Annotated in this window: 18 protein-coding genes and 1 pseudogene; 10 read left to right on the top strand and 9 right to left on the bottom strand. The window is 72.6% G+C overall.

The window, feature by feature from the left end:
* The first annotated feature begins 1 nt into the window (after position 1).
* Both AB0D85_RS32745 and AB0D85_RS32740 read left to right on the top strand, forming a co-directional pair.
* Positions 2-904, top strand: coding sequence for an SIS domain-containing protein (locus AB0D85_RS32745; RefSeq protein WP_362328247.1), 903 nt, complete (start codon positions 2-4; stop codon positions 902-904).
* 2 nt (positions 905-906) lie between these two features.
* The gene (locus AB0D85_RS32740; RefSeq protein ID WP_362328245.1) at positions 907-1,773 is read left to right on the top strand and encodes a class II fructose-bisphosphate aldolase; all 867 of its coding nucleotides are present in this window, start codon (positions 907-909) and stop codon (positions 1,771-1,773) included.
* Here AB0D85_RS32740 and AB0D85_RS32735 read toward each other — a convergent pair.
* Positions 1,760-2,890, bottom strand: a complete 1,131-nt coding sequence (locus AB0D85_RS32735; RefSeq protein WP_362328243.1) for a methyltransferase — start codon at positions 2,888-2,890, stop codon at positions 1,760-1,762. The two genes, AB0D85_RS32740 and AB0D85_RS32735, sit on opposite strands and share 14 nt — an antisense overlap.
* A 67-nt stretch (positions 2,891-2,957) precedes the next feature.
* Here AB0D85_RS32735 and AB0D85_RS32730 point away from each other — a divergent pair, with 67 nt between their 5' ends.
* Entirely contained in the window at positions 2,958-3,608 is a 651-nt protein-coding gene (locus AB0D85_RS32730; protein WP_362328241.1) for an alpha-ketoglutarate-dependent dioxygenase AlkB, read from the top strand.
* A gap of 96 nt (positions 3,609-3,704) precedes the next feature.
* Positions 3,705-4,940, top strand: a complete 1,236-nt coding sequence (locus tag AB0D85_RS32725; RefSeq protein WP_362328239.1) for an ROK family protein — start codon at positions 3,705-3,707, stop codon at positions 4,938-4,940.
* 48 nt (positions 4,941-4,988) lie between these two features.
* Here AB0D85_RS32725 and ilvY read toward each other — a convergent pair whose 3' ends face one another.
* Positions 4,989-5,843, bottom strand: coding sequence for an HTH-type transcriptional activator IlvY (gene ilvY, locus AB0D85_RS32720; RefSeq protein WP_362328237.1), 855 nt, complete (start codon positions 5,841-5,843; stop codon positions 4,989-4,991).
* 88 nt (positions 5,844-5,931) lie between these two features.
* Here ilvY and AB0D85_RS32715 point away from each other — a divergent pair, with 88 nt between their 5' ends.
* Complete coding sequence (locus AB0D85_RS32715; RefSeq protein WP_362328235.1) at positions 5,932-7,404, top strand: ketol-acid reductoisomerase; 1,473 nt, start codon at positions 5,932-5,934, stop codon at positions 7,402-7,404.
* 3 nt (positions 7,405-7,407) lie between these two features.
* Here AB0D85_RS32715 and AB0D85_RS32710 read toward each other — a convergent pair whose 3' ends face one another.
* The 3 genes from AB0D85_RS32710 to AB0D85_RS32700 are packed head-to-tail and all read right to left on the bottom strand — an operon-like array spanning position 7,408 to position 9,473.
* The gene (locus tag AB0D85_RS32710; RefSeq protein ID WP_362328233.1) at positions 7,408-8,316 is read right to left on the bottom strand and encodes a phosphotriesterase; all 909 of its coding nucleotides are present in this window, start codon (positions 8,314-8,316) and stop codon (positions 7,408-7,410) included.
* Positions 8,313-8,897, bottom strand: a complete 585-nt coding sequence (locus AB0D85_RS32705; protein WP_362328231.1) for a DUF4865 family protein — start codon at positions 8,895-8,897, stop codon at positions 8,313-8,315. Before AB0D85_RS32705 ends, AB0D85_RS32710 begins: the two co-directional genes overlap by 4 nt.
* 6 nt (positions 8,898-8,903) lie before the next feature.
* The gene (locus AB0D85_RS32700) at positions 8,904-9,473 is read right to left on the bottom strand and encodes a TetR/AcrR family transcriptional regulator (RefSeq protein ID WP_362328229.1); all 570 of its coding nucleotides are present in this window, start codon (positions 9,471-9,473) and stop codon (positions 8,904-8,906) included.
* A 166-nt stretch (positions 9,474-9,639) separates the two neighbouring features.
* On the opposite strand from AB0D85_RS32700, the gene AB0D85_RS32695 reads away from it, so the two are divergent.
* Genes AB0D85_RS32695 through AB0D85_RS32685 form a run of 3 tightly spaced genes read left to right on the top strand, consistent with a single transcriptional unit; the run spans position 9,640 to position 13,231 of the window.
* Entirely contained in the window at positions 9,640-9,930 is a 291-nt protein-coding gene (locus AB0D85_RS32695) for an SHOCT domain-containing protein (RefSeq protein ID WP_362328227.1), read from the top strand.
* Positions 9,927-10,673, top strand: a complete 747-nt coding sequence (locus tag AB0D85_RS32690) for an ABC transporter ATP-binding protein (protein ID WP_362328225.1) — start codon at positions 9,927-9,929, stop codon at positions 10,671-10,673. The genes AB0D85_RS32695 and AB0D85_RS32690 overlap by 4 nt, the downstream gene beginning before the upstream one ends.
* Positions 10,670-13,231 (top strand): ABC transporter permease, encoded by a 2,562-nt coding sequence (locus tag AB0D85_RS32685; RefSeq protein WP_362328223.1) that lies wholly within the window; start codon positions 10,670-10,672, stop codon positions 13,229-13,231. Before AB0D85_RS32690 ends, AB0D85_RS32685 begins: the two co-directional genes overlap by 4 nt.
* A gap of 27 nt (positions 13,232-13,258) precedes the next feature.
* Here the strand turns inward: AB0D85_RS32685 and AB0D85_RS32680 are convergent, their stop codons facing one another.
* Both AB0D85_RS32680 and AB0D85_RS32675 read right to left on the bottom strand, forming a co-directional pair.
* Positions 13,259-13,825, bottom strand: coding sequence for an ATP-binding protein (locus AB0D85_RS32680; RefSeq protein WP_362328221.1), 567 nt, complete (start codon positions 13,823-13,825; stop codon positions 13,259-13,261).
* A gap of 183 nt (positions 13,826-14,008) precedes the next feature.
* Complete coding sequence (locus AB0D85_RS32675) at positions 14,009-14,332, bottom strand: hypothetical protein (RefSeq protein ID WP_362328219.1); 324 nt, start codon at positions 14,330-14,332, stop codon at positions 14,009-14,011.
* 368 nt (positions 14,333-14,700) lie between these two features.
* Here AB0D85_RS32675 and AB0D85_RS32670 point away from each other — a divergent pair, with 368 nt between their 5' ends.
* Positions 14,701-15,825, top strand: a complete 1,125-nt coding sequence (locus AB0D85_RS32670) for a PLP-dependent cysteine synthase family protein (RefSeq protein ID WP_362328217.1) — start codon at positions 14,701-14,703, stop codon at positions 15,823-15,825.
* Positions 15,826-15,871: 46 nt separating this feature from the next.
* Here AB0D85_RS32670 and AB0D85_RS32665 read toward each other — a convergent pair whose 3' ends face one another.
* Both AB0D85_RS32665 and AB0D85_RS32660 read right to left on the bottom strand, forming a co-directional pair.
* The gene (locus tag AB0D85_RS32665) at positions 15,872-16,333 is read right to left on the bottom strand and encodes an SRPBCC family protein (RefSeq protein WP_362328215.1); all 462 of its coding nucleotides are present in this window, start codon (positions 16,331-16,333) and stop codon (positions 15,872-15,874) included.
* A gap of 66 nt (positions 16,334-16,399) precedes the next feature.
* Complete coding sequence (locus tag AB0D85_RS32660) at positions 16,400-17,215, bottom strand: DeoR/GlpR family DNA-binding transcription regulator (RefSeq protein ID WP_362328213.1); 816 nt, start codon at positions 17,213-17,215, stop codon at positions 16,400-16,402.
* A 293-nt stretch (positions 17,216-17,508) separates the two neighbouring features.
* Here AB0D85_RS32660 and AB0D85_RS32655 point away from each other — a divergent pair.
* Positions 17,509-17,908: pseudogene (locus AB0D85_RS32655) on the top strand (hypothetical protein); the annotation flags it as partial.

Genomic DNA, 17,908 nt, shown 5'->3' with positions numbered 1-17,908 from the left:
TATGTCGCATATCGCTGAGGAGCTGGCCAGTCAGCCCGAGTGCTGGATACGGGCGGCCGATGAGGCGGACCGGCACCCGGAGGCACTTCCGTCGCCGGGGGAGCGGGTCGCGATCGTCGGATGCGGCACCTCGTACTTCATGGCCCAGGCCGCCGCCGTACTGCGCGAGTCGGCCGGGCACGGTGAGACGGACGCGTTCGCCGCCTCGGAGTTCCCGCACGGGCGGTCGTACGACCGGGTGCTCGCCCTGACCCGGTCCGGCACCACCACCGAGGTGCTGGACCTGCTGGGGCGGCTGAAGGGGAGCGTGCGCACGGCGGCGATCACCGCCGACCCGGACACCCCCGTGATGACGGCCGCCGACGACCTCGTCGTCCTGGACTTCGCGGACGAACGCTCCGTCGTGCAGACCCGGTTCGCGACCAGCGCGCTCACCCTCCTGCGTGCCCACCTCGGCCTGCACACCGACGCCGTGGTCGCCGACGCCCGCACCGCACTCTCGACTCCCCTGCCCACGGGGCTCGTCGAGTGCACCCAGTTCACCTTCCTCGGGCGCGGCTGGACCGTGGGTCTCGCCAACGAGGCCGGGCTGAAGATGCGTGAGGCCTCGCTCTCCTGGACCGAGGCCTACCCGGCGATGGAGTACCGGCACGGCCCGATCAGCATCACCTCCCGCTCCGGCGCCGGCTGGATGTTCGGCCCGGCGCCCACCGGACTCGCCGAACAGGTCCGGGCCACCGGGGGGTTGTGGATCGAGGGCACGCTCGACCCGCTCGCCGAACTCGTCCGGGCCCAGCGCCTCGCGGTCGCCGTCGCCGCGGCCCGGGGTCTCGACCCCGACCGGCCCCGCCACCTCACCCGCTCGGTGATCCTCACCCCGTCCGGTTCGTCCGGGGAGGAGTGACCGTGCCCCTCGCAGCCACCGGCGAGTTGATGACGAGGGCCGCCGAAGCCCGGTGCGCCGTAGCCGCGTTCAACGTCATCACCCTGGAACACGTGGAGGCCGTCGTCACCGGCGCGGAGGCGGCCGGGTCGCCCGTGGTCCTCCAAGTCAGCGAGAACGCGGTCAGGTTCCGCTACGGACGACTGCTCCCGCTGGCCCGCGCCGCCACGGCCGCCGCCGAACGCGCCGATGTACCCGTCGCGTTGCACCTTGACCACGTCCAGAGCGACGACCTGCTCCGGCAGGCACCCGGTGCAGGATTCAGCTCCGTGATGTACGACGCGTCCCGGCTGCCCTACGTCCAGAACCGCACCGCGACCGCGGCCGCCGTCGACTGGGCGCATACCCAAGGGCTCTGGATCGAGGCCGAGTTGGGGGAGGTGGGCGGCAAGGACGGTCGCCCGCCCCTGGACGCCCACGCACCCGGCGCACGCACCGATCCCGAGGAAGCACGGGCCTTCGTCGCCGGCACCGGGGTCGACGCGCTGGCGGTGGCGATCGGCAGCGCACACGCCATGACCACCCGCACCGCCGCCCTCGACCACGCCCTCCTCGCACGCCTTGCCGCCGGCGTGCCCGTCCCGCTCGTCCTGCACGGCTCCTCCGGGGTGCCGGACGACGGCCTGGTCGCCGCGGTCACCGGCGGCATCGCCAAGGTCAACGTCGGTACGGCGCTCAACATGGCGATGACCGCCTCGATCCGCCGCTTCCTCGCGGACCATCCCGAGGCCGTCGACTCCCGCAAGTACCTCAGCGTCGGCAGGGAGGCGATGGCCCGGGAGGTGACCAGGATCATCGGCGTGCTGGGCGGCGGGACTACCCGCGCCTGACCGCCTTCAGCACCACGAACTTCGGGTCGCTCGCCACCAGTTCACTGTTGCCGAACAGCTTGCGCAGCTTCACGTGGTAGCCCAGGTGCCGGTTGCCGATCACCCACAGTTCGCCGCCCGGCCGCAGCGCCCGCTTCGCCCCGGTGAACATCCGCCATGCCGTCGCGTCGGTGGTCGCCTGGTGGGAGTGGAACGGCGGGTTGTTCAGCACCACGTCCACACTCCCGGCCGCGACCCCGGCGAGCCCGTCCCCGACCCGGAACTCGGCGTGTCCGGGCACCCCGTTGGCCTTGTAGGTGGCCTCCGCCGAGGCCACCGCCTGGAACGACTCGTCGACGAACAGCACCTCGGCCGTCGGATCGGCCAGCGCCACCGCCGTACCGACGACCCCGTTGCCGCACCCCAGGTCCACGATCCGCCGCCCGCCCTCGGGCAGATGCGCCAGGAAGAACCGCGTACCGATGTCGAGCCGGTCGGCGCAGAAGACCCCCGCGTGGTTGACGACCGTACGCCCGGAGACTGCCCCGATGCCGTCGGGGAGCGCGTAGCTGTACGGCCACGGATTCGCCGGACGCTCCAGCGCCGGATCCGGTGTGCAGTGGACCAGCCGGGACTTCTGCTCGGCCAGTGAGGTCCGGGTCGGCCCGAGGATCCGCTCGAACAACTGGAGCGTCGAGGTGTGGATCTCCTTCACCATGCCGGTGCCGATCACGACCGTGCCCGCGTGCACGGCGGGCGCCAGCCGCAGCAACTGGTCCTCCAGCAGCGCCAGGCTCTTCGGCACCCGCACCAGCAGCACGTCCACCCGCTCCGGCGGCGGATCCTGGGTGGTGAGCAGCTGTACGGCGCCGGGTTCCACGCCGGCCCGCGCGAGGTTCGCCCGGGTCGCCTCCTGGCTCAGATACGAGTCGGTGATCTGCGTCGGCCGGTGCTCCGCCAGCGCCGTGACCAGGGCGCCCCAGCGGTCGCCGAGCACCACCACCGTGCCCGACAGCCCGATCCGCTCCTGGTCGAGATACCGCAGCAGATACGCGTCGGAGGCGTCCCAGGCACGCAGCCGGTCGCGCGGATCCTCGGGGAAGCGGGACAGCTCGAACTCGCCCCACGCAGTCGTCATACGGTCGCTCATCGTGCGTCCAGGCTAGCGGAACCCCAGCTCAGACCAGGTCGGGCAGGATGGGGGCATGGAGGATGAGCTGTTCCCGAGGGCGTGCGCCCGCGTCGCGCCGGGCGCCGTGCACGTCCCCGGCTGGCTGGACGCGCAGCGGCAGCGCGCGCTGCTCATGGCCTGCCGCGACTGGGCCCGGCCCCCGGCCGGCCTGCGCACGGTCCGCACACCGGGCGGCGGCACCATGACCGCCCGCCAGGTCTGCCTGGGCTGGCACTGGTACCCGTACGCCTACGCCCGCACGGTCACCGACGGCGACGGCAGCCCCGTGAAGCCGTTCCCGCCCTGGCTGGACGAACTGGGCCGCCGCGCGGTGACCGAGGCACTGGGCCCGGAGGCGGTCGGCGGATTGTCGTACGACATCGCCCTCATCAATTTCTACGACGCGGATGCCCGGATGGGCATGCACCGCGACGCCGACGAACGCTCCGACGCGCCGGTGGTGTCGCTGAGCCTGGGGGACACGTGCGTGTTCCGCTTCGGCAACACGGAGACCAGGACCAAGCCGTACACGGATGTGGAACTGCGGTCGGGGGACCTGTTCGTGTTCGGGGGAGAGTCGCGACTCGCCTATCACGGGGTGCCGAGGGTGTACCCGGGCACGGGACCGGCGGAGCTGGGTCTGACCGGCCGTCTGAACGTGACTCTTCGAGTGAGCGGTTTCTGAAGCGCGCCCAAGGGGCGCGGGGAACTGCGCGACCAGCCCCAACGGCGCCGCACCTTTGATACGGCCCTTCCCGCGGATCATGGCAGACTCCCTCTCATGAGCGGCAAGGCGGCCCCCCGCCAGACGGGGGAAGGGACCTCGAAGACCAGGTTGGACAGAGGACGCGGCGCACTCGGCCCCGCACTGGAACTCGTGCACACCGGCCGCGCCCCCACCCGCGCGGTCCTCACCGCGGAACTCGGCGTCACCCGGGCCACCGCCGGCGCCGTCGCCGCCGAACTGGAGGCGCTCGGCCTGATCAGGGTCGACGCGCACCCGGGCGCCGCGGCCGGGTCGCAGGGCCGCCCCTCGCACCGCCTCGAGGTCGCCGAGAACGGCCCGGTCGTGCTCGCCGCGCAGGTCCACGCCGACGGGTTCCGCGCGGCGCTGGTCGGTCTCGGCGGCCGTATTGTCGCGACGGCGCCCGGTTGCGAGGCGGTCGACGCCGACCCGGCGAAGGTGCTGGGCTCGGTGGTGGAGGCGGGCGCCGATCTGCTCCGCACCACCGGCCGCCGCTGCGTCGGCGCCGGTCTCGCCGTACCGTCCGCCGTCGCCGAACCGGACGGCCTGGCCCTCAACCCCCTGCACCTGGACTGGCCGGTGGGCGCGCCCGTGCGCCGGATCTTCGCGGAGTGCGTGCGCGCGGCCGGGATCACCGGCCCGGCGTTCGCGGGGAACGACGTCAACCTGGCCGCGCTGGCCGAGCACCGGCACGGCGCCGGCCGGGGCGCCCGGGATCTGCTGTGCGTGGCCACCGGGCACCGGGGCGTCGGCGGTGCGCTGGTGCTCGACGGCCGTCTGCACACGGGGAGTTCGGGCCTGGCACTGGAGGTCGGTCACCTCACCGTCAACCCCGAGGGCCGCCCCTGCCACTGCGGCAGCCGGGGCTGTCTGGACGTGGAGGCGGATCCGCTGGCGCTGCTCATCGAGGCGGGCCGTGCGCCCGGCCCCGAGGTGTCGCTGCTCAGGCAGGCCGAGGACCTGGTCCGCGACCACTACGACGACCCGACCGTGCGCAGGGCCGCCGAGGCGCTGATCGACCGACTGGGCCTGGGCCTGGCCGGACTGGTCAACATCCTCAACCCCGACCGCATCATCCTCGGCGGCCTGCACCGCACCCTGCTGGACGCCGACCCGGAGCGGCTGCGTGCCGTGGTCGCCGACCGCAGCCTGTGGGGGCAGAGTGGCGGCGTACCGATCCTGCCGTGCACGCTCAGCCACAACAGCCTGGTGGGGGCCGCCGAGTTGGCATGGCAGCCGGTGCTGGACGATCCGCTGGGGGCGCTGCAGTAAACAGCGGCCACCCTCCGCCGTCGGGTCCACGGCGCCGCCGCCGGCGGCCTACCACCGGGCGGTGAGGCTCCACAGCGCCGCCACCAGTGGCCGCCGCAGGTCGGACCGGCGGACGCACAGCGCGATGGGGAACGGCTCCGGTGCCGGATCGGCCGGGAGCACCGAGATCCGGTCCTGCACCGCGCTGTGTTCCAGGACGATCCGGGGCACCAGTCCCGTGCCGCAGCCCAGGGCGACCAGCGCCAGCAGGGCTTCGTGGCCGTCCGGTTCGCAGGCGAGGTCCGGCGCCGCGCCCCGGGTGCGGAACCAGCGGTCGGCCGCCTCGCGCACCAGACCCCGCTGGGGGAGGACGAAGGGACCGTCCAGGCCGGGGTCGGGACGGTCGCGCGCGGTGACGAGGACCAGGTCGGTGACCGCGACCGTCCGGGCGACCAGCGGTTCCGGCAGACGCGCCGGGAGGCCGGCGACGGCCACGTCGGCCTCGCCCTCGTCGAGCCGGGCCAGCGCCGCCGCCGCGTCACCGGTACGCAGATCCAGCCGTACCTGCGGGTGCGCCGTCCGGAACGGTGCCAACAGGTCGGGGAGCAGGGCCTGGCAGGCCGTCACGGTGGCGAACACGGCGAGTCTGCCGGTGAGTTCGGCCGGGTCGGGATGCTCGTCGCGGTAGGCCTGCCACAACTCCAGTGCCTGGACGGTGTATGCGCGGAAGCGGTGCCCCTCCGCGGTCAGGGACACCCCGCGCGGGCCCCGGTCGAAGAGCCGCCGGCCCAGGCCGGCCTCCAGACGCTGCACGGTCCGGGTGAGCGTGGCCGGGCTGACATGGCAGTCCAGGCTGGTCCGCCCGAAGTTCAGCGACTGCGCGAGATGGAGGAAGAGCCGCAGCTCCCGGTGATCGTCCCGCACCCTGTGACCAGGCCCTTTCATGATGCGCAACAGGCCGCTGCGGAAGTTGCGCTTGCCGCAACATCCGCCCGGAGCATACAACTCGACCATGACCACGACGACCAGCTACACCTCCCGTGTCTTCGCGCTCGAAACCATGGACGTGCCCGGCGGCACGGAGACGATCCTGCGCGGCGGACGGCACCTCTTCCCGCTGCTGCCCCAGGCGTTCGCCGGGGTCAGCAGGATCGGCGTCCTCGGCTGGGGTCCGCAGGGCCGCGCCCAGGCGTGCAACCTGCGCGACTCCCTCGCCGGCACCGGCATCACGGTCACCGTCGGCCTGCGCCCCGGCTCCGCCTCGGCCGCCGACGCCCGTGCCCACGGCTTCACCGAGGAGAACGGCACCCTCGGCGACTGGCTCACCGTCGCCGCCGAGAGCGACCTGCTGCTCCTGCTGATCGCCGACGCCGCACTCGCCGCCCACCACCAGGAGATCTTCGCCGCGCTCAGGCCCGGCGCGGTCATCGGCCTCTCGCACGGCTTCCTGCTCGGCCATCTGCGGGCCACCGGCGGCGACTTCCCGGCCGGCCACGGAGTGATCGCCGTCTGCCCCAAGGGCATGGGCGACTCCGTGCGCCGCCTCTACGAACAGGGCGCCGAGGTCAACGGCGCCGGGATCAACAGCAGTTTCGCCGTGCACGCCGACCCGGACGGCCGGGCCGGCGACCTCGCCCTCGGCTGGTCGGTCGGGCTCGGCTCGCCGTACACCTTCCGGACCACGCTGGAGAGCGAGTACCGCTCCGACATCGTCGGCGAACGCGCCGTCCTCGCCGGGGCCGTGCACGGCATCGTGGAGAGCCTGTACAGCCGTTACCGGCTGGCCGGGGACGACGAGGTGACGGCGTACGAACGGTCCTGCGAGAACGTGACGGGGCCCATCGCCCGGACCATCTCCCGGGCGGGCATCCGGAGCGTCCGGGAGGACCTCGACACGGCCGGGCGGGAGGTGTTCGACCGGGCGTACACGGCGGCCTACGGACCCGCCCGGGAGATCGTCGCCGAGATCTACGACGAGGTCGCCGACGGCACCGAACTGCGCAGTGTGATCCTGGCCGAACGGCGGCTCGGGAAGCGGGAGATGAGCCGGATCGGCGGTTCGCCGATGTGGGCGGCGGGGGAGCGGGTCCGCGCCCGGCGGGCCGAACGGGAGCTGCCCGTCGAGCCGTTCACCGCGGGCGTGTTCGTCGCCACGATGATGGCGCAGGTCGACGAGTTCGCCGAGCACGGCCACCCGTGGTCCGAGATCGTCAACGAGTCGGTCATCGAGGCGGTCGACTCGCTGCTGCCGTACATGCACGCCCGCGATGTCGCCTACATGGTGGACAACTGCTCCCGCACGGCCCGCCTCGGCACCCGCCGCTGGGGCCCGCGCTTCCTGGCGGCCTACGAGCAGATCGCCTTCCCGGCGGCCGAACTCCCCGCCGACCGGGAGCTGTTGTCCGCCTTCGACACGCATCCGGCCCACGAGGCCCTGGCCGCGGCCGCGAAGCTCCGCCCGTCGGTCGACATCTCCGTTGCTTGACGCCTAACGCCAGTCCACCGCGAAGGCCCGGGCCGGGTTGTCGGTGAGGATGCGCTCGACCTGCTCCGCGCCCAGCTCCGCCGCCAGCCGCGGCCGCACCCGCCGCAGCAGGTACGGCATCCCGGGCCCGCCGTCCACCGACCGTGCCCCGGCCACCACGGTGTCCCCGCCGAGCAGCAACCGGTCCCCGAACCCGGCCTCGGCGAGGGCCCGTACGGCCTCCGGCATCCGCCAGTCGGTGGCGTGGTGGGCGCGGGACGGCCCGTCGAAGGCCAGCCAGCAGCCGGAGCCGGCGGCCCTGCGCTGGACGACGAGGTCGGGGGAGCGGTTGAGGTGGCCGAGGATCACCCGGTCGCCGGGGACCCCCAACTCCCCGCACAGCAGGTCCAGTACGTCGAGCGCGCCCGTGCCCAGCTCCAGGTGGACGGCGATGGGTGCGCCCGTCGCGTGGTGGGCCTCGGCCGCCGCCGCCATCGTCCAGCGGGCGTGCGCGTCGAGGGCGTGGAAGCCGCCCGCCACCTTGATGAGACCGGCGCGTACCCCCGAGATGCCGATGCCCCGGGTCAGCTCGTCGACGAAGACCTCGGCGAGCCTCCCACGCAGTTCGTCGAGCAACTCCGGTGCGTAGTGCGCCGCTTGGTGCAGCCCCGTCGCGCAGAGCACATGCACTCCGGTGGCACGGGAGAGCAGCGGCAGGTCGGCGGCCCGCCGTCCCATCCCGTACGGCGTCCACTGCACGACGGCCGCCCCGCCCGCCGCACGGAACGCCTCCGCCTCGGCCCGCGCGGCGCTCGCGTCGTCCAGTTCCCGGCCCGGCAGCCGAGCGCTGCGGAGGAAGAGGTGGTCGTGGGCGTCGCACACGCCGAGGTCCTCGGGGGGTAGGTCGCCGAGGACCGTACGGACGCCGCTCACCACTGCCGTCCGCGCGGGAGCCGGTCGCGTCCGGGCGCCGACATGTGGAGCACCTGGAAGACGTCCCCGTCGGCCTTCGGGGCGCCGTGCGCCCAGAGCGAGAAGCGGACCAGCTCCCAGCGGGCCGTGTCCACGGCGGTCGCCGCCAGCACGGCACCGTCCGCCTCCGCGATCCGCCGGGTCTCCCGCACCGCGTCCGCCATCAGCCCGGACAGCTCGGCGCCGTCGGGCACCGGCTCCCGCCGCCGTACCGCGAAGGCCGCGGGCGCGTCGGTGGCGGCGCCCTCCTCGTACGCCAGCCCCGACCACTGCCGTGCCGCGGGGCGGCCGAAGTCGTCGACGAGCCCCTGGAAGGCGCCTCCCCACAGGAAGCGGTTCATGCCCTCCATGGTGTTCCAGAGGTAGAACGGCGCGTACTGGTTGACCGGCGAGCCGTGCACACCGCGCTCGCGCAGCAGGTAGGTCTTGAGACCGAGGCCGTCCCAGTCGTCGAGCAGATGCCCGACGCGCGTCACCCTGTCCCGGATGATGCCGGTGTCGTAGTCGGCGGGGAGGGTCAGTTCGTACTGCAGGGCATGCATGGCGTGTCAACTCCTCAGCAGGGACAGCAGTCCGCGCACGCCGGCGTCGAACGCGGCCGGTGAACCCGAGGCGCGGGCCAGGACGTAACCGCCCTGAACGGTCGCGAGGACGGTCGCGGCGATCTCCTCGCCGTCCACCTGGGGCCCGAACTGCCCCTGTTCCCTGCCCTCTTCGACGATCCCGGCGATCAGCTCCCGGATCCGGTCGAGCGTCTCGTCGACCGGCGCCCGCAGTTCGTCGCTCGCGATGATGTCCGGGTCCATGGTGAGCCGGCCGATCGGGCAGCCCCGCAGCACATCGCGCTCGCGCCGCAGATACGCCTCGATCCGCTCGTACGGCGTGCCCGGCCCGGTGAGTACTGCCTCGGCCGCGGCCAGCAGTTCCTCGGCGGACCGCCGGATCGCGGCCAGTGCCAGGTCCTGCTTGCCCTTGAAGTGGTGGTACATGCTGCCCTGCCCGGCACCGGAACGCTCCAGGATCGCCTTGGGGCTCGTACCGACGTAACCGCGCTCCCACAGCAGCTCACGCGTGGACTCGATCAACCGCTCCGACGTGCTCATGGAAGGACTGTACATACTAGTAGTTACAGAACGCCAGCCCTTTCGGGAGCAGAGCGCCCACCGTCGCGTACTCCCCGGGAGGTACGGCCACTGCCGCCGGCCGCACGACGACCCGGACCCCTGCCCGGAGCCAGTCTCAAGGCATCACACCGAGACCCTTCGATGAAGGAGCTGGACCGAGATGCAGACCCTGGCGAGCTGGAACGGCGGGCCCGGCCCGTGGATCCTGTTCTTCCCGCTGATCTGGGCGGCCGTCGTGATCGGCGTCGTCACCTTCCTGCGCCGCGCCGGCCTGCGCGGGCGCGGCGGACCCTGGCGCCCGACGGACGCCGGCCGGCCGGGCGGCGACTCGCCGCTCGCTGTCCTCGGCCGCCGTTTCGCCTCCGGCGAGATCGACGAGGACGAGTACTGGCGGCGGCTGTCCGTCCTGGAGGAGCACTTCGGCCGCATCGGCAAGGGCGGCGCGGCATGACGACGACCGCAGTACGGGCCGCCGCCCGGGTCGTGGGTGCCGTGAAGGTGTACGGCCGTGGCGACACCGCCGTACGCGCCCTCGACGGCGTGGACGTGGCGTTCCCGGAAGGACGATTCACCGCGATCATGGGGCCGTCGGGCTCCGGCAAGTCCACCTTGATGCACTGCGCGGCCGGCCTCGACACCCTCACCTCCGGCGCCGCCTGGATCGGTGACACCGAACTCGGTTCGCTCGACGACCGGCGGCTGACGCTGCTGCGCCGCGACCGGGTCGGTTTCGTCTTCCAGGCGTTCAACCTGGTGCCGACGCTGACCGTCGCCGAGAACATCACCCTGCCGCTGGACCTCGCGGGCGGCCGCGGCGACCCGGAGTGGATCGACGCGCTCGTGGACGTCGTGGGGCTGCGCGACCGGCTGCACCACCGCCCCTCCGAACTCTCCGGCGGCCAGCAGCAACGCGTCGCCGTGGCAAGGGCGTTCGCCGGCCGCCCCGAGGTCGTGTTCGCCGACGAACCCACCGGCAACCTGGACTCGCGCTCCGGCGCCGAGGTCCTCGGCCTGCTCGGCGACACCGTACGGCGGACGGGCCGCACGGTCGTCATGGTCACCCACGACCCGGTGGCCGCCGCCCACGCCGACGAGGTCGTCTTCCTCGCCGACGGGCGCATGGTCGACCGGATGGAGGGCCCGACCGCGGACACGGTCCTGGACCGGATGAAGGCCTTCGAGGTGCGGTCGTGAACAGCTCCGTACGACTCAGCCTGTCCTCGCTGCGCGCCCACCGGCGCCGCTTCGCCGGCACCTTCCTCGCCGTCTTCCTCGGGGTCGCCTTCCTGGCCGGCACCCTGGTCATGGGCGACACACTGCGCGCGAGCTTCGACTCCATGTTCGGCCAGGCCACCCGCGGCACGGACGCCGTGGTACGCGGCGCCGACACCATCACCACACCCGGCGAGGCCCAGGGGGTACGGCAGCCGGTTCCCACGTCCCTGGTGAACGCCGTCGAGCGGGTGCCCGGTGTCGCGGCCGCCGCCCCGGACATCCAGGGCAAGGGCCAGCTGGTCGGCGCCGACGGCGAACCCATCGGCGGCAAGGGGCCGCCCACCCTGGCAGGCAACTGGATCACCGACCCGGAGCTCAACTCCTACCGGCTCGCCGAGGGCCGCGCGCCCGCCAGGTCCGGGGAGGTCGTGGTCAACCGGGGCGCGGCGAAGAAGGGCGGCCTGAAGATCGGCGACACCACCGTCCTGCGCACCCCCGACCCGGTCGAGGTGACCATCGTCGGCCTCGCGAGCTTCGGCGGCGAGGACGGCATGGGCCAGGTGACCTACACCGGCATGACCCGCGCGGACGCCGAGAAGTACCTCACCGCGAAGCCGGGGGAGGCGGCGAGCATCCTGGTACGGGCCGGTCCCGGCGTCGGCCAGAAGGAACTGGTCGACCGATTGACACCCGTGCTCCCCAAGGGAGTCGAGGCCATCACCGGCCAGGAGTCGGCCCAGGAGGACACCGACATGATCTCCGGCCAATTCCTGACCGTCTTCACCACCTTCCTGCTCGTCTTCTCCGGGGTCGCCCTGCTGGTCGCGACCTTCTCCATCCACAACACCTTCGCCATCGTCGTCGCCCAACGCACCCGGGAGAACGCCCTGTTGCGGGCCCTCGGCGCCTCCCGACGCCAGGTGACCGCGTCCGCCCTGACGGAGGCGGGCGTCGTGGCGGTCGCCGCGTCCGCCTCCGGACTCGCGGGCGGGATCGGCATCGCGGCCGGGCTGCAGGCACTCTTCCCGGCGATCGGGTTCCCGTTCCCCGACGGCGGCCTGGTGATCAAGACGCTCTCGATGGTCCTGCCGCTCGTGGTCGGTGTCGCCGTCTGCCTGGGCTCCGCCCTGCTGCCCGCCGTACGCGCCGGCCGCACCGCCCCGCTGGCCGCTCTCCGCGAGACGGCCGTCGACTCCTCCGGCGCGTCCGGCCGGCGGGCCGTCATCGGGGCGGGCCTCGGCGCCCTGGCCGTGGCCCTCGCGCTCACCGGTGTCCTGGTCTCACCGTCCGTCCGGACGGCGGGCTTCGGCGCGTTCCTCGCCCTGGTCTCCTTCGTCGTCCTGGGCCCGGTCGCCGCCACCACGGTCGTACGGCTCCTCGGCGGTCCCCTGGACCGGCTGCGCGGAGTGACCGGCGCCCTCGCCCGGCGCAACGCGCTGCGCAGCCCCAGGCGGACCGCGGCCACGGCGAGCGCGCTGATGATCGGCGTGGCCGTCGTCTCGCTGTTCACCGTGTTCGGCGCGTCCCTGAAGGCCACCATGGACCAGACCGTCTCCCGGTCCTTCGCCGGCGACCTCGCCGTCAGCACCCCCTCCTTCGGCGCGGGCGGCAGCGGACTCAGCCCCCGGCTGGCCTCGGCGATCCAGCGGCTGCCCGAGGTGGACACCGCCGTCGGACTCGGCCGCGGGGTGGCCGAAGTCGACGGCAGGGGACGGGCACTGACCGTCACCGACCCGGCCGCACTCGCCCGCACCTTCGACCTCGGCACCGTCCAGGGCTCACTCGCCCGGCTCGGCGCCGACGGCATCGCCCTCGCCCGGGCGGAGGCCGACCGGCAGCACCTGCACACCGGCGACACCGCCCGGCTCACCTTCACGGACGGCAGGAAGGAGAACTTCACCGTCCGCGCGGTCTACGGCCGGTCCGAACTCGCCGGTGACTACGTCATCACCCGCGCGGCCTGGGCCCCGCACCGGATCCAGGACTCCGACACCCTGGTGGCCGTCACCCTCAGGTCCGGGGTGAGCACGGCCGCGGGCAAGGCTGCGGTGACGAAGGTGGCCGCACAGTACGGCAACCCGCAGGTGCAGACGCGCGACGACTACGCGCAGTCCTCGGCGGGCGGCATCGACATGATGCTCACCCTCGTCTACGCGCTGCTCGCCCTCGCCGTGCTCATCGCGCTGCTCGGCATCGCCAACACGCTGACCCTGGCCCTCCACGAACGCACCCGGGAACTGGGCCTGTTGCGTGCTGTCGGCCAGACCCGCCCGCAACTGCGGGCCATGGTCCGCTGGGAGTCGGTCCTGGTCGCGGCCTTCGGCACCGTCGGCGGGCTCGGCCTCGGCACCTTCCTCGGCTGGGTCCTGGTGAGGGCCTCGGACGGCGCGAGCGACACGGCGTTCGCCTTCGCCGTCCCGCCGGCCCGGCTGGTGGTCGTGGCGCTGGTCGGCCTGGCGGCGGGCGCCCTGGCGGGCCTGCGTCCGGCCCGGCGGGCGGCACGCCTGGACGTACTGCGGGCGATCGCCACCGAGTAGCGCCCGGGGAGAAGACTCACCGCCCGCTCAACTGACGACAGCCGGGCGGGCGGGAGAGCGTGCGGCAACGGGGGCGTCGACGGTCACGTGTGCGGCGGCAGGGGCGTCGACGGTCACATGCGCGGCGGCAGGGGCGCCGACGGTCGCGTGCGCGGCGGCACCGGTCGTCACGTGCACGGCGGTGGGCGCGCCCGCCGCCGCGGGCAGGGTGAACCACACGACCTTGCCGTCGTCGTGCGGCCGTACCCCCCAGCTCTCACTGACCGCGGCCACCATCGCCAGGCCCCGCCCGCAGGTGGCCATCGGCGCGACGTCCGTCCCGTCCTCCACCACCGGCAGGCGCGGATCGTGGTCCCGCACCGACACCGTGAGCCGGTCGAGCTGGAGCTCGATCTCCACGGTGCAGTTCTTGTCGGGCTGGGCGTGCCGGTGGACGTTGGTCAGCAACTCCGTCACACCGAGCGCGGCCCGGTCGATCAGCGGGTCCAGACGCCAGTAGCGCAACTGTGCAGATACGATTCTGCGGACCTGGCCGATCCGCGAGGGCAAAGCTTGGAGCTCCACCGAGCAGTGTCTGCTTGGGTGTTCGATCACGACTGCGACTCCCCGACGTGAGGTCCGGAAGAACACGGAGAACGAATCCAGCAGGGTGCCACCGTCCATGGGGCCGCCTGCTGTCGTGGCCGGCGGGCTGGTTCGCAGCGTTATCGCCGGTAAACCCAGAGTGACGTGAGACAAGCGTGACCCGGCGTGTACGGTCCCGCAACTCGCCGTGGTTCAGCGGTCACGTCCCGCGGCCCGCCGTACCGCCTCGATGAAGCGGCTCGCGGCGGGCGGTCCGGGCTCGCCCGGCGCCGGGTCGTGGTCACCGAGGGTGAGTGAGTAGCGCTGGCCGTTGAGGTCGGCCAGGGCCCGGTCCTCCGACGCGAACCACGGTCGCGAGGCCCGTACCGCCTGCACGGGTGCGCTGTCGATCTCGCTGCCGTAGCTCGTCAGCAGTTGCAGCCTGCCGTCGCTTATCCGGACCTGTCCGGCCCGGGTGAGGGAGCGCAGTCGCTTGTCGATCCGCACGCCCGTGGCCGTGAACTCCGGCTCCGCCATCCTGCCCCGCCCCTTTTCGAGTACCTAGGTCACCGGACCGGGAGCTTGTGGCCCCGGCCGGCGCGCTCCGGCTCGTGTCGTGATCCAGTGTGCGCCCCCGTTCGAGACGTTCGTCCCGTCCGGTGGCAGTCTGCCCGCCCTCGGCAAGGAGCACCAGTGCACACGGGCCGGTCGGCCGGGGGCGCTCGGAGCACTCTCCGGAATGCGCCCCCGAAGGGTTCGCGCCAGTGTTCCCCAGTGTTCCCCAGGGGTGCCTTTGAGGCGCCCAAAGATGCGTTTATGCAGGTGAGAAGCGTGTGGAAGGTGTCTATGATCGGTGCGGCGGCCAGGTTCGGACGCGGCCGCCGCGCAGCGTAAGGAGTCCCGCCGTGAGCCCCACCCCGCAGATCCTGACCGGCGCCACCCTCGACGTCGACCGCAGTGACGGCACCTACCGTGCCTGGCTCAAAGAGGCCGTCCGCAAGGTCCAGGCGGATGCGAATCGCTCGGCGGACACGCATCTGCTGCGCTTCCCGCTGCCCGAGGCCTGGGGCATCGACCTCTACCTCAAGGACGAGTCGACCCATCCCACAGGGAGTCTCAAGCACCGGCTGGCCCGCTCGCTCTTCCTCTACGGCCTGTGCAACGGCTGGATCCGGCCGGGCCGCCCCGTGATCGAGGCGTCCAGCGGCTCGACGGCCGTCTCCGAGGCGTACTTCGCGAAACTCGTCGGCGTGCCCTTCATCGCCGTGATGCCGTGCACGACCAGCGCCGAGAAGTGCCGGCTCATCGAATTCCACGGCGGGCGGTGCCATTTCGTGGACGACTCCCGGAAAATGTACGAGGAGTCCGCGCGCCTGGCGGTGGAGACCGGCGGCCACTACATGGACCAGTTCACCTACGCCGAACGGGCCACGGACTGGCGCGGCAACAACAACATCGCCGAATCCATCTTCCGCCAGCTGGAGTTGGAGCGGTTCCCGGAGCCGGCGTGGATCGTCGCCACGGCCGGGACCGGTGGTACCTCGGCGACCCTCGCGAGATACGTCCACTACACCCAGCGCGATACCCGGATCTGTGTCGCCGACCCGGAGAACTCCTGTTTCTTCGACGGCTGGACCACCGGCGATCCGGACGTCACCTGCGACTGCGGGTCACGGATCGAGGGCATCGGGCGGCCGCGGATGGAACCCAGCTTCGTGCCAGGTGCGATCGACCGGATGATGAAGGTGCCGGACGCGGCGAGCGTGGCGGCGGTACGGGCGCTGGAGCGGGCGATCGGGCGGAAGGCGGGGGGTTCCACCGGGACGGGGCTGTGGAGTGCGCTGAAGATCGTCTCGGAAATGGTGGCCGCGGGGCGTACGGGGAGTGTGGTGACGTTGTTGTGCGATCCGGGGGACCGGTATCTCGACAAGTACTACTCGGACTCGTGGCTGGAGGAGCAGGGGCTGGACATCGCGCCGTACGCGGCGGCGATCGAGGCCTTGCTGGCGACGGGGGTCTGGCCGGAATAGGGCAGTCCTCGAAAGCGGGCGTTGAGGCGGGCGTTGCGGCAGGCGTTCACGACAGCCGTCGGTCGAGATCGCGGACCCCGTCGCGGATCGCCCGGCCCATGCCCGGCGCCGCCAGCCGGCACATCGCCCGGAACGGCGCCGTACCGTCCAGTGCGAACGTCATCCGCACCCGGGTCCCGGTTCCGGACGGTGTGAGGCGCCACTCCTCCAGCCAGGCCCGCGCGCCCGGTACGTTCACCACGTCCACCCGGTAGGCGTACACCTCGGGCGCCTTGGCCGCGATCACCGTCTCCTCGAAGCGGACGCCGCCCTGGAGGCGCACCTCGCGGCCGTGCTCCGTGGCACGGACGGACTTCACGCCCGTGAGCCACTGCGACCAGCCGGGCACGTCCTCCGCCAGGGCCCGGAAGACCGTCTCCGGCGCCGCCGTCATCTCCCTCGCGAACACGAGCCGTACGGGTGCGGTGTCGACGAAGTCGAGTTCCACCGGGCGCAGTTGGTGAGCCACCGACCTACCTCCTCGTGAGACGCCGTCCCGAAAAGGTAGCTGACGAGCCGTCAGCTGTCTGTATCCTCAGTCGGTTTCGCCCGCCACCACCAGGCGGCGCAGGTGCTCGGAGATCTCCTCGCGTGCGTCGGACGGGAGCCCGGCGTCGGTGACCAGGGTGTCGACCTGCTCCAGCTTGGCGAACGAACTCAGGCCCACCGTGCCCCACTTGGTGTGGTCGGCGACCACCACGACCCGCCGGGCCGACTGGACCAGACGGCGGTTGGTCTCCGCCTCCGCGAGGTTCGGGGTGGAGAGGCCGGCCTCCACCGATATGCCGTGCACGCCGAGGAACAGCAGGTCGAAGTGGAGGGCGGCGATCGCCTGGTCGGCCACCGGGCCCACCAGGGAGTCGGACGGGGTGCGCACCCCGCCGGTCAGGACCACCGTCGCCGCACCCTGGCGCTGCCCGGAGACACGCTGTGCCGCGTGGAAGACGTCCGCGACCCGCACCGAGTTCGTGACCACGGTCAGATCCGGGACCTCCAGGAGCTGATGGGCCAGCGCGTACGTCGTCGTACCCCCGGACAGGGCGATCGCCGTGCCCGGCACGACCAGCTCGGCGGCGGCCCTGGCGATGTCCTCCTTGGCGGTCAGCTCCAGCCCCGACTTGGCCTCGAACCCCGGCTCGTGGGTGCTCGCCTCGACCACCGGCACGGCGCCGCCGTGCACCTTCTCCAGCACGCCCTGCCGGGCCAGCGCGTCCAGGTCCCGGCGTACGGTCATGTCCGACACGCCGAGCTTGCGGGTCAGCTCGTTGACCCGGACGCCGCCCCGGCGCCGGACCTCGTCCAGGATCAGGGCGCGGCGCTGCTCCGCGAGGAGGTTCTGGTTCTCGCTCACGTACGCTCCGGTCCTCTCGCCTCAAGCCGTCCGACACGCCCTGCGCACCAGCTCCGACCAGGACATTCCGCTCGGCTCCGGTGCGGGGGCGCCCCATCCTTTCACGGGACCACGCCGGTTGCGCCACTCCCTGTGTCGGTGCGCACATGTCATTCGGTCACCACGTGTTGCACCGGGTGTCACACACATCGGGGAGATTCCGTGACGAGTGGTGTGCGTCACACCGGAATCGGCGATCCTGAAACCCGCACGGACAGGGACCATCGGCGCGTCACGGGGGAAGTGCGAGAAGAGTGGAACGCGCGCAGGAACGCACCACCGGCGACCTCACCGAGCGACCGACAACGACGGAGACCGCACCCACGGAGGCGCCGGGTGCCGCGAAGACGGGGCCGGTCGAGCAGGCCGTAGCCACGGGGGCCCGGACGGCTGAGGAAGCCGCAGCCACGCAGGCTGGGATGGTCGGGCAGGTCGCAGTCACGGGGTCCGGGACTGCAGAACGAGCCGCAGCCACGGGGGCCCGGACGGCCGGGCAAGCCGCAGCCACGAAGGCTGAGATGGTCGAGAAGGTCGCGGTCACGGGGTCCGGGATTGCCGGGGGAGTCGCAGCGACGGGGGCCGGGACGGCCGAGGAAGTCGCAGCCGCGGGGGTCGGGACGGTCGAGCAGGCCGTGGCCACGAAGGCTGAGATGG

The sequence above is a fragment of the Streptomyces sp. NPDC048277 genome (genome assembly GCF_040652235.1).
GTDB lineage: Bacteria > Actinomycetota > Actinomycetes > Streptomycetales > Streptomycetaceae > Streptomyces.
The sequence above is the reverse complement of the archived record's forward strand: the minus strand, read 5'-3'. Positions and strand labels throughout refer to the sequence as shown.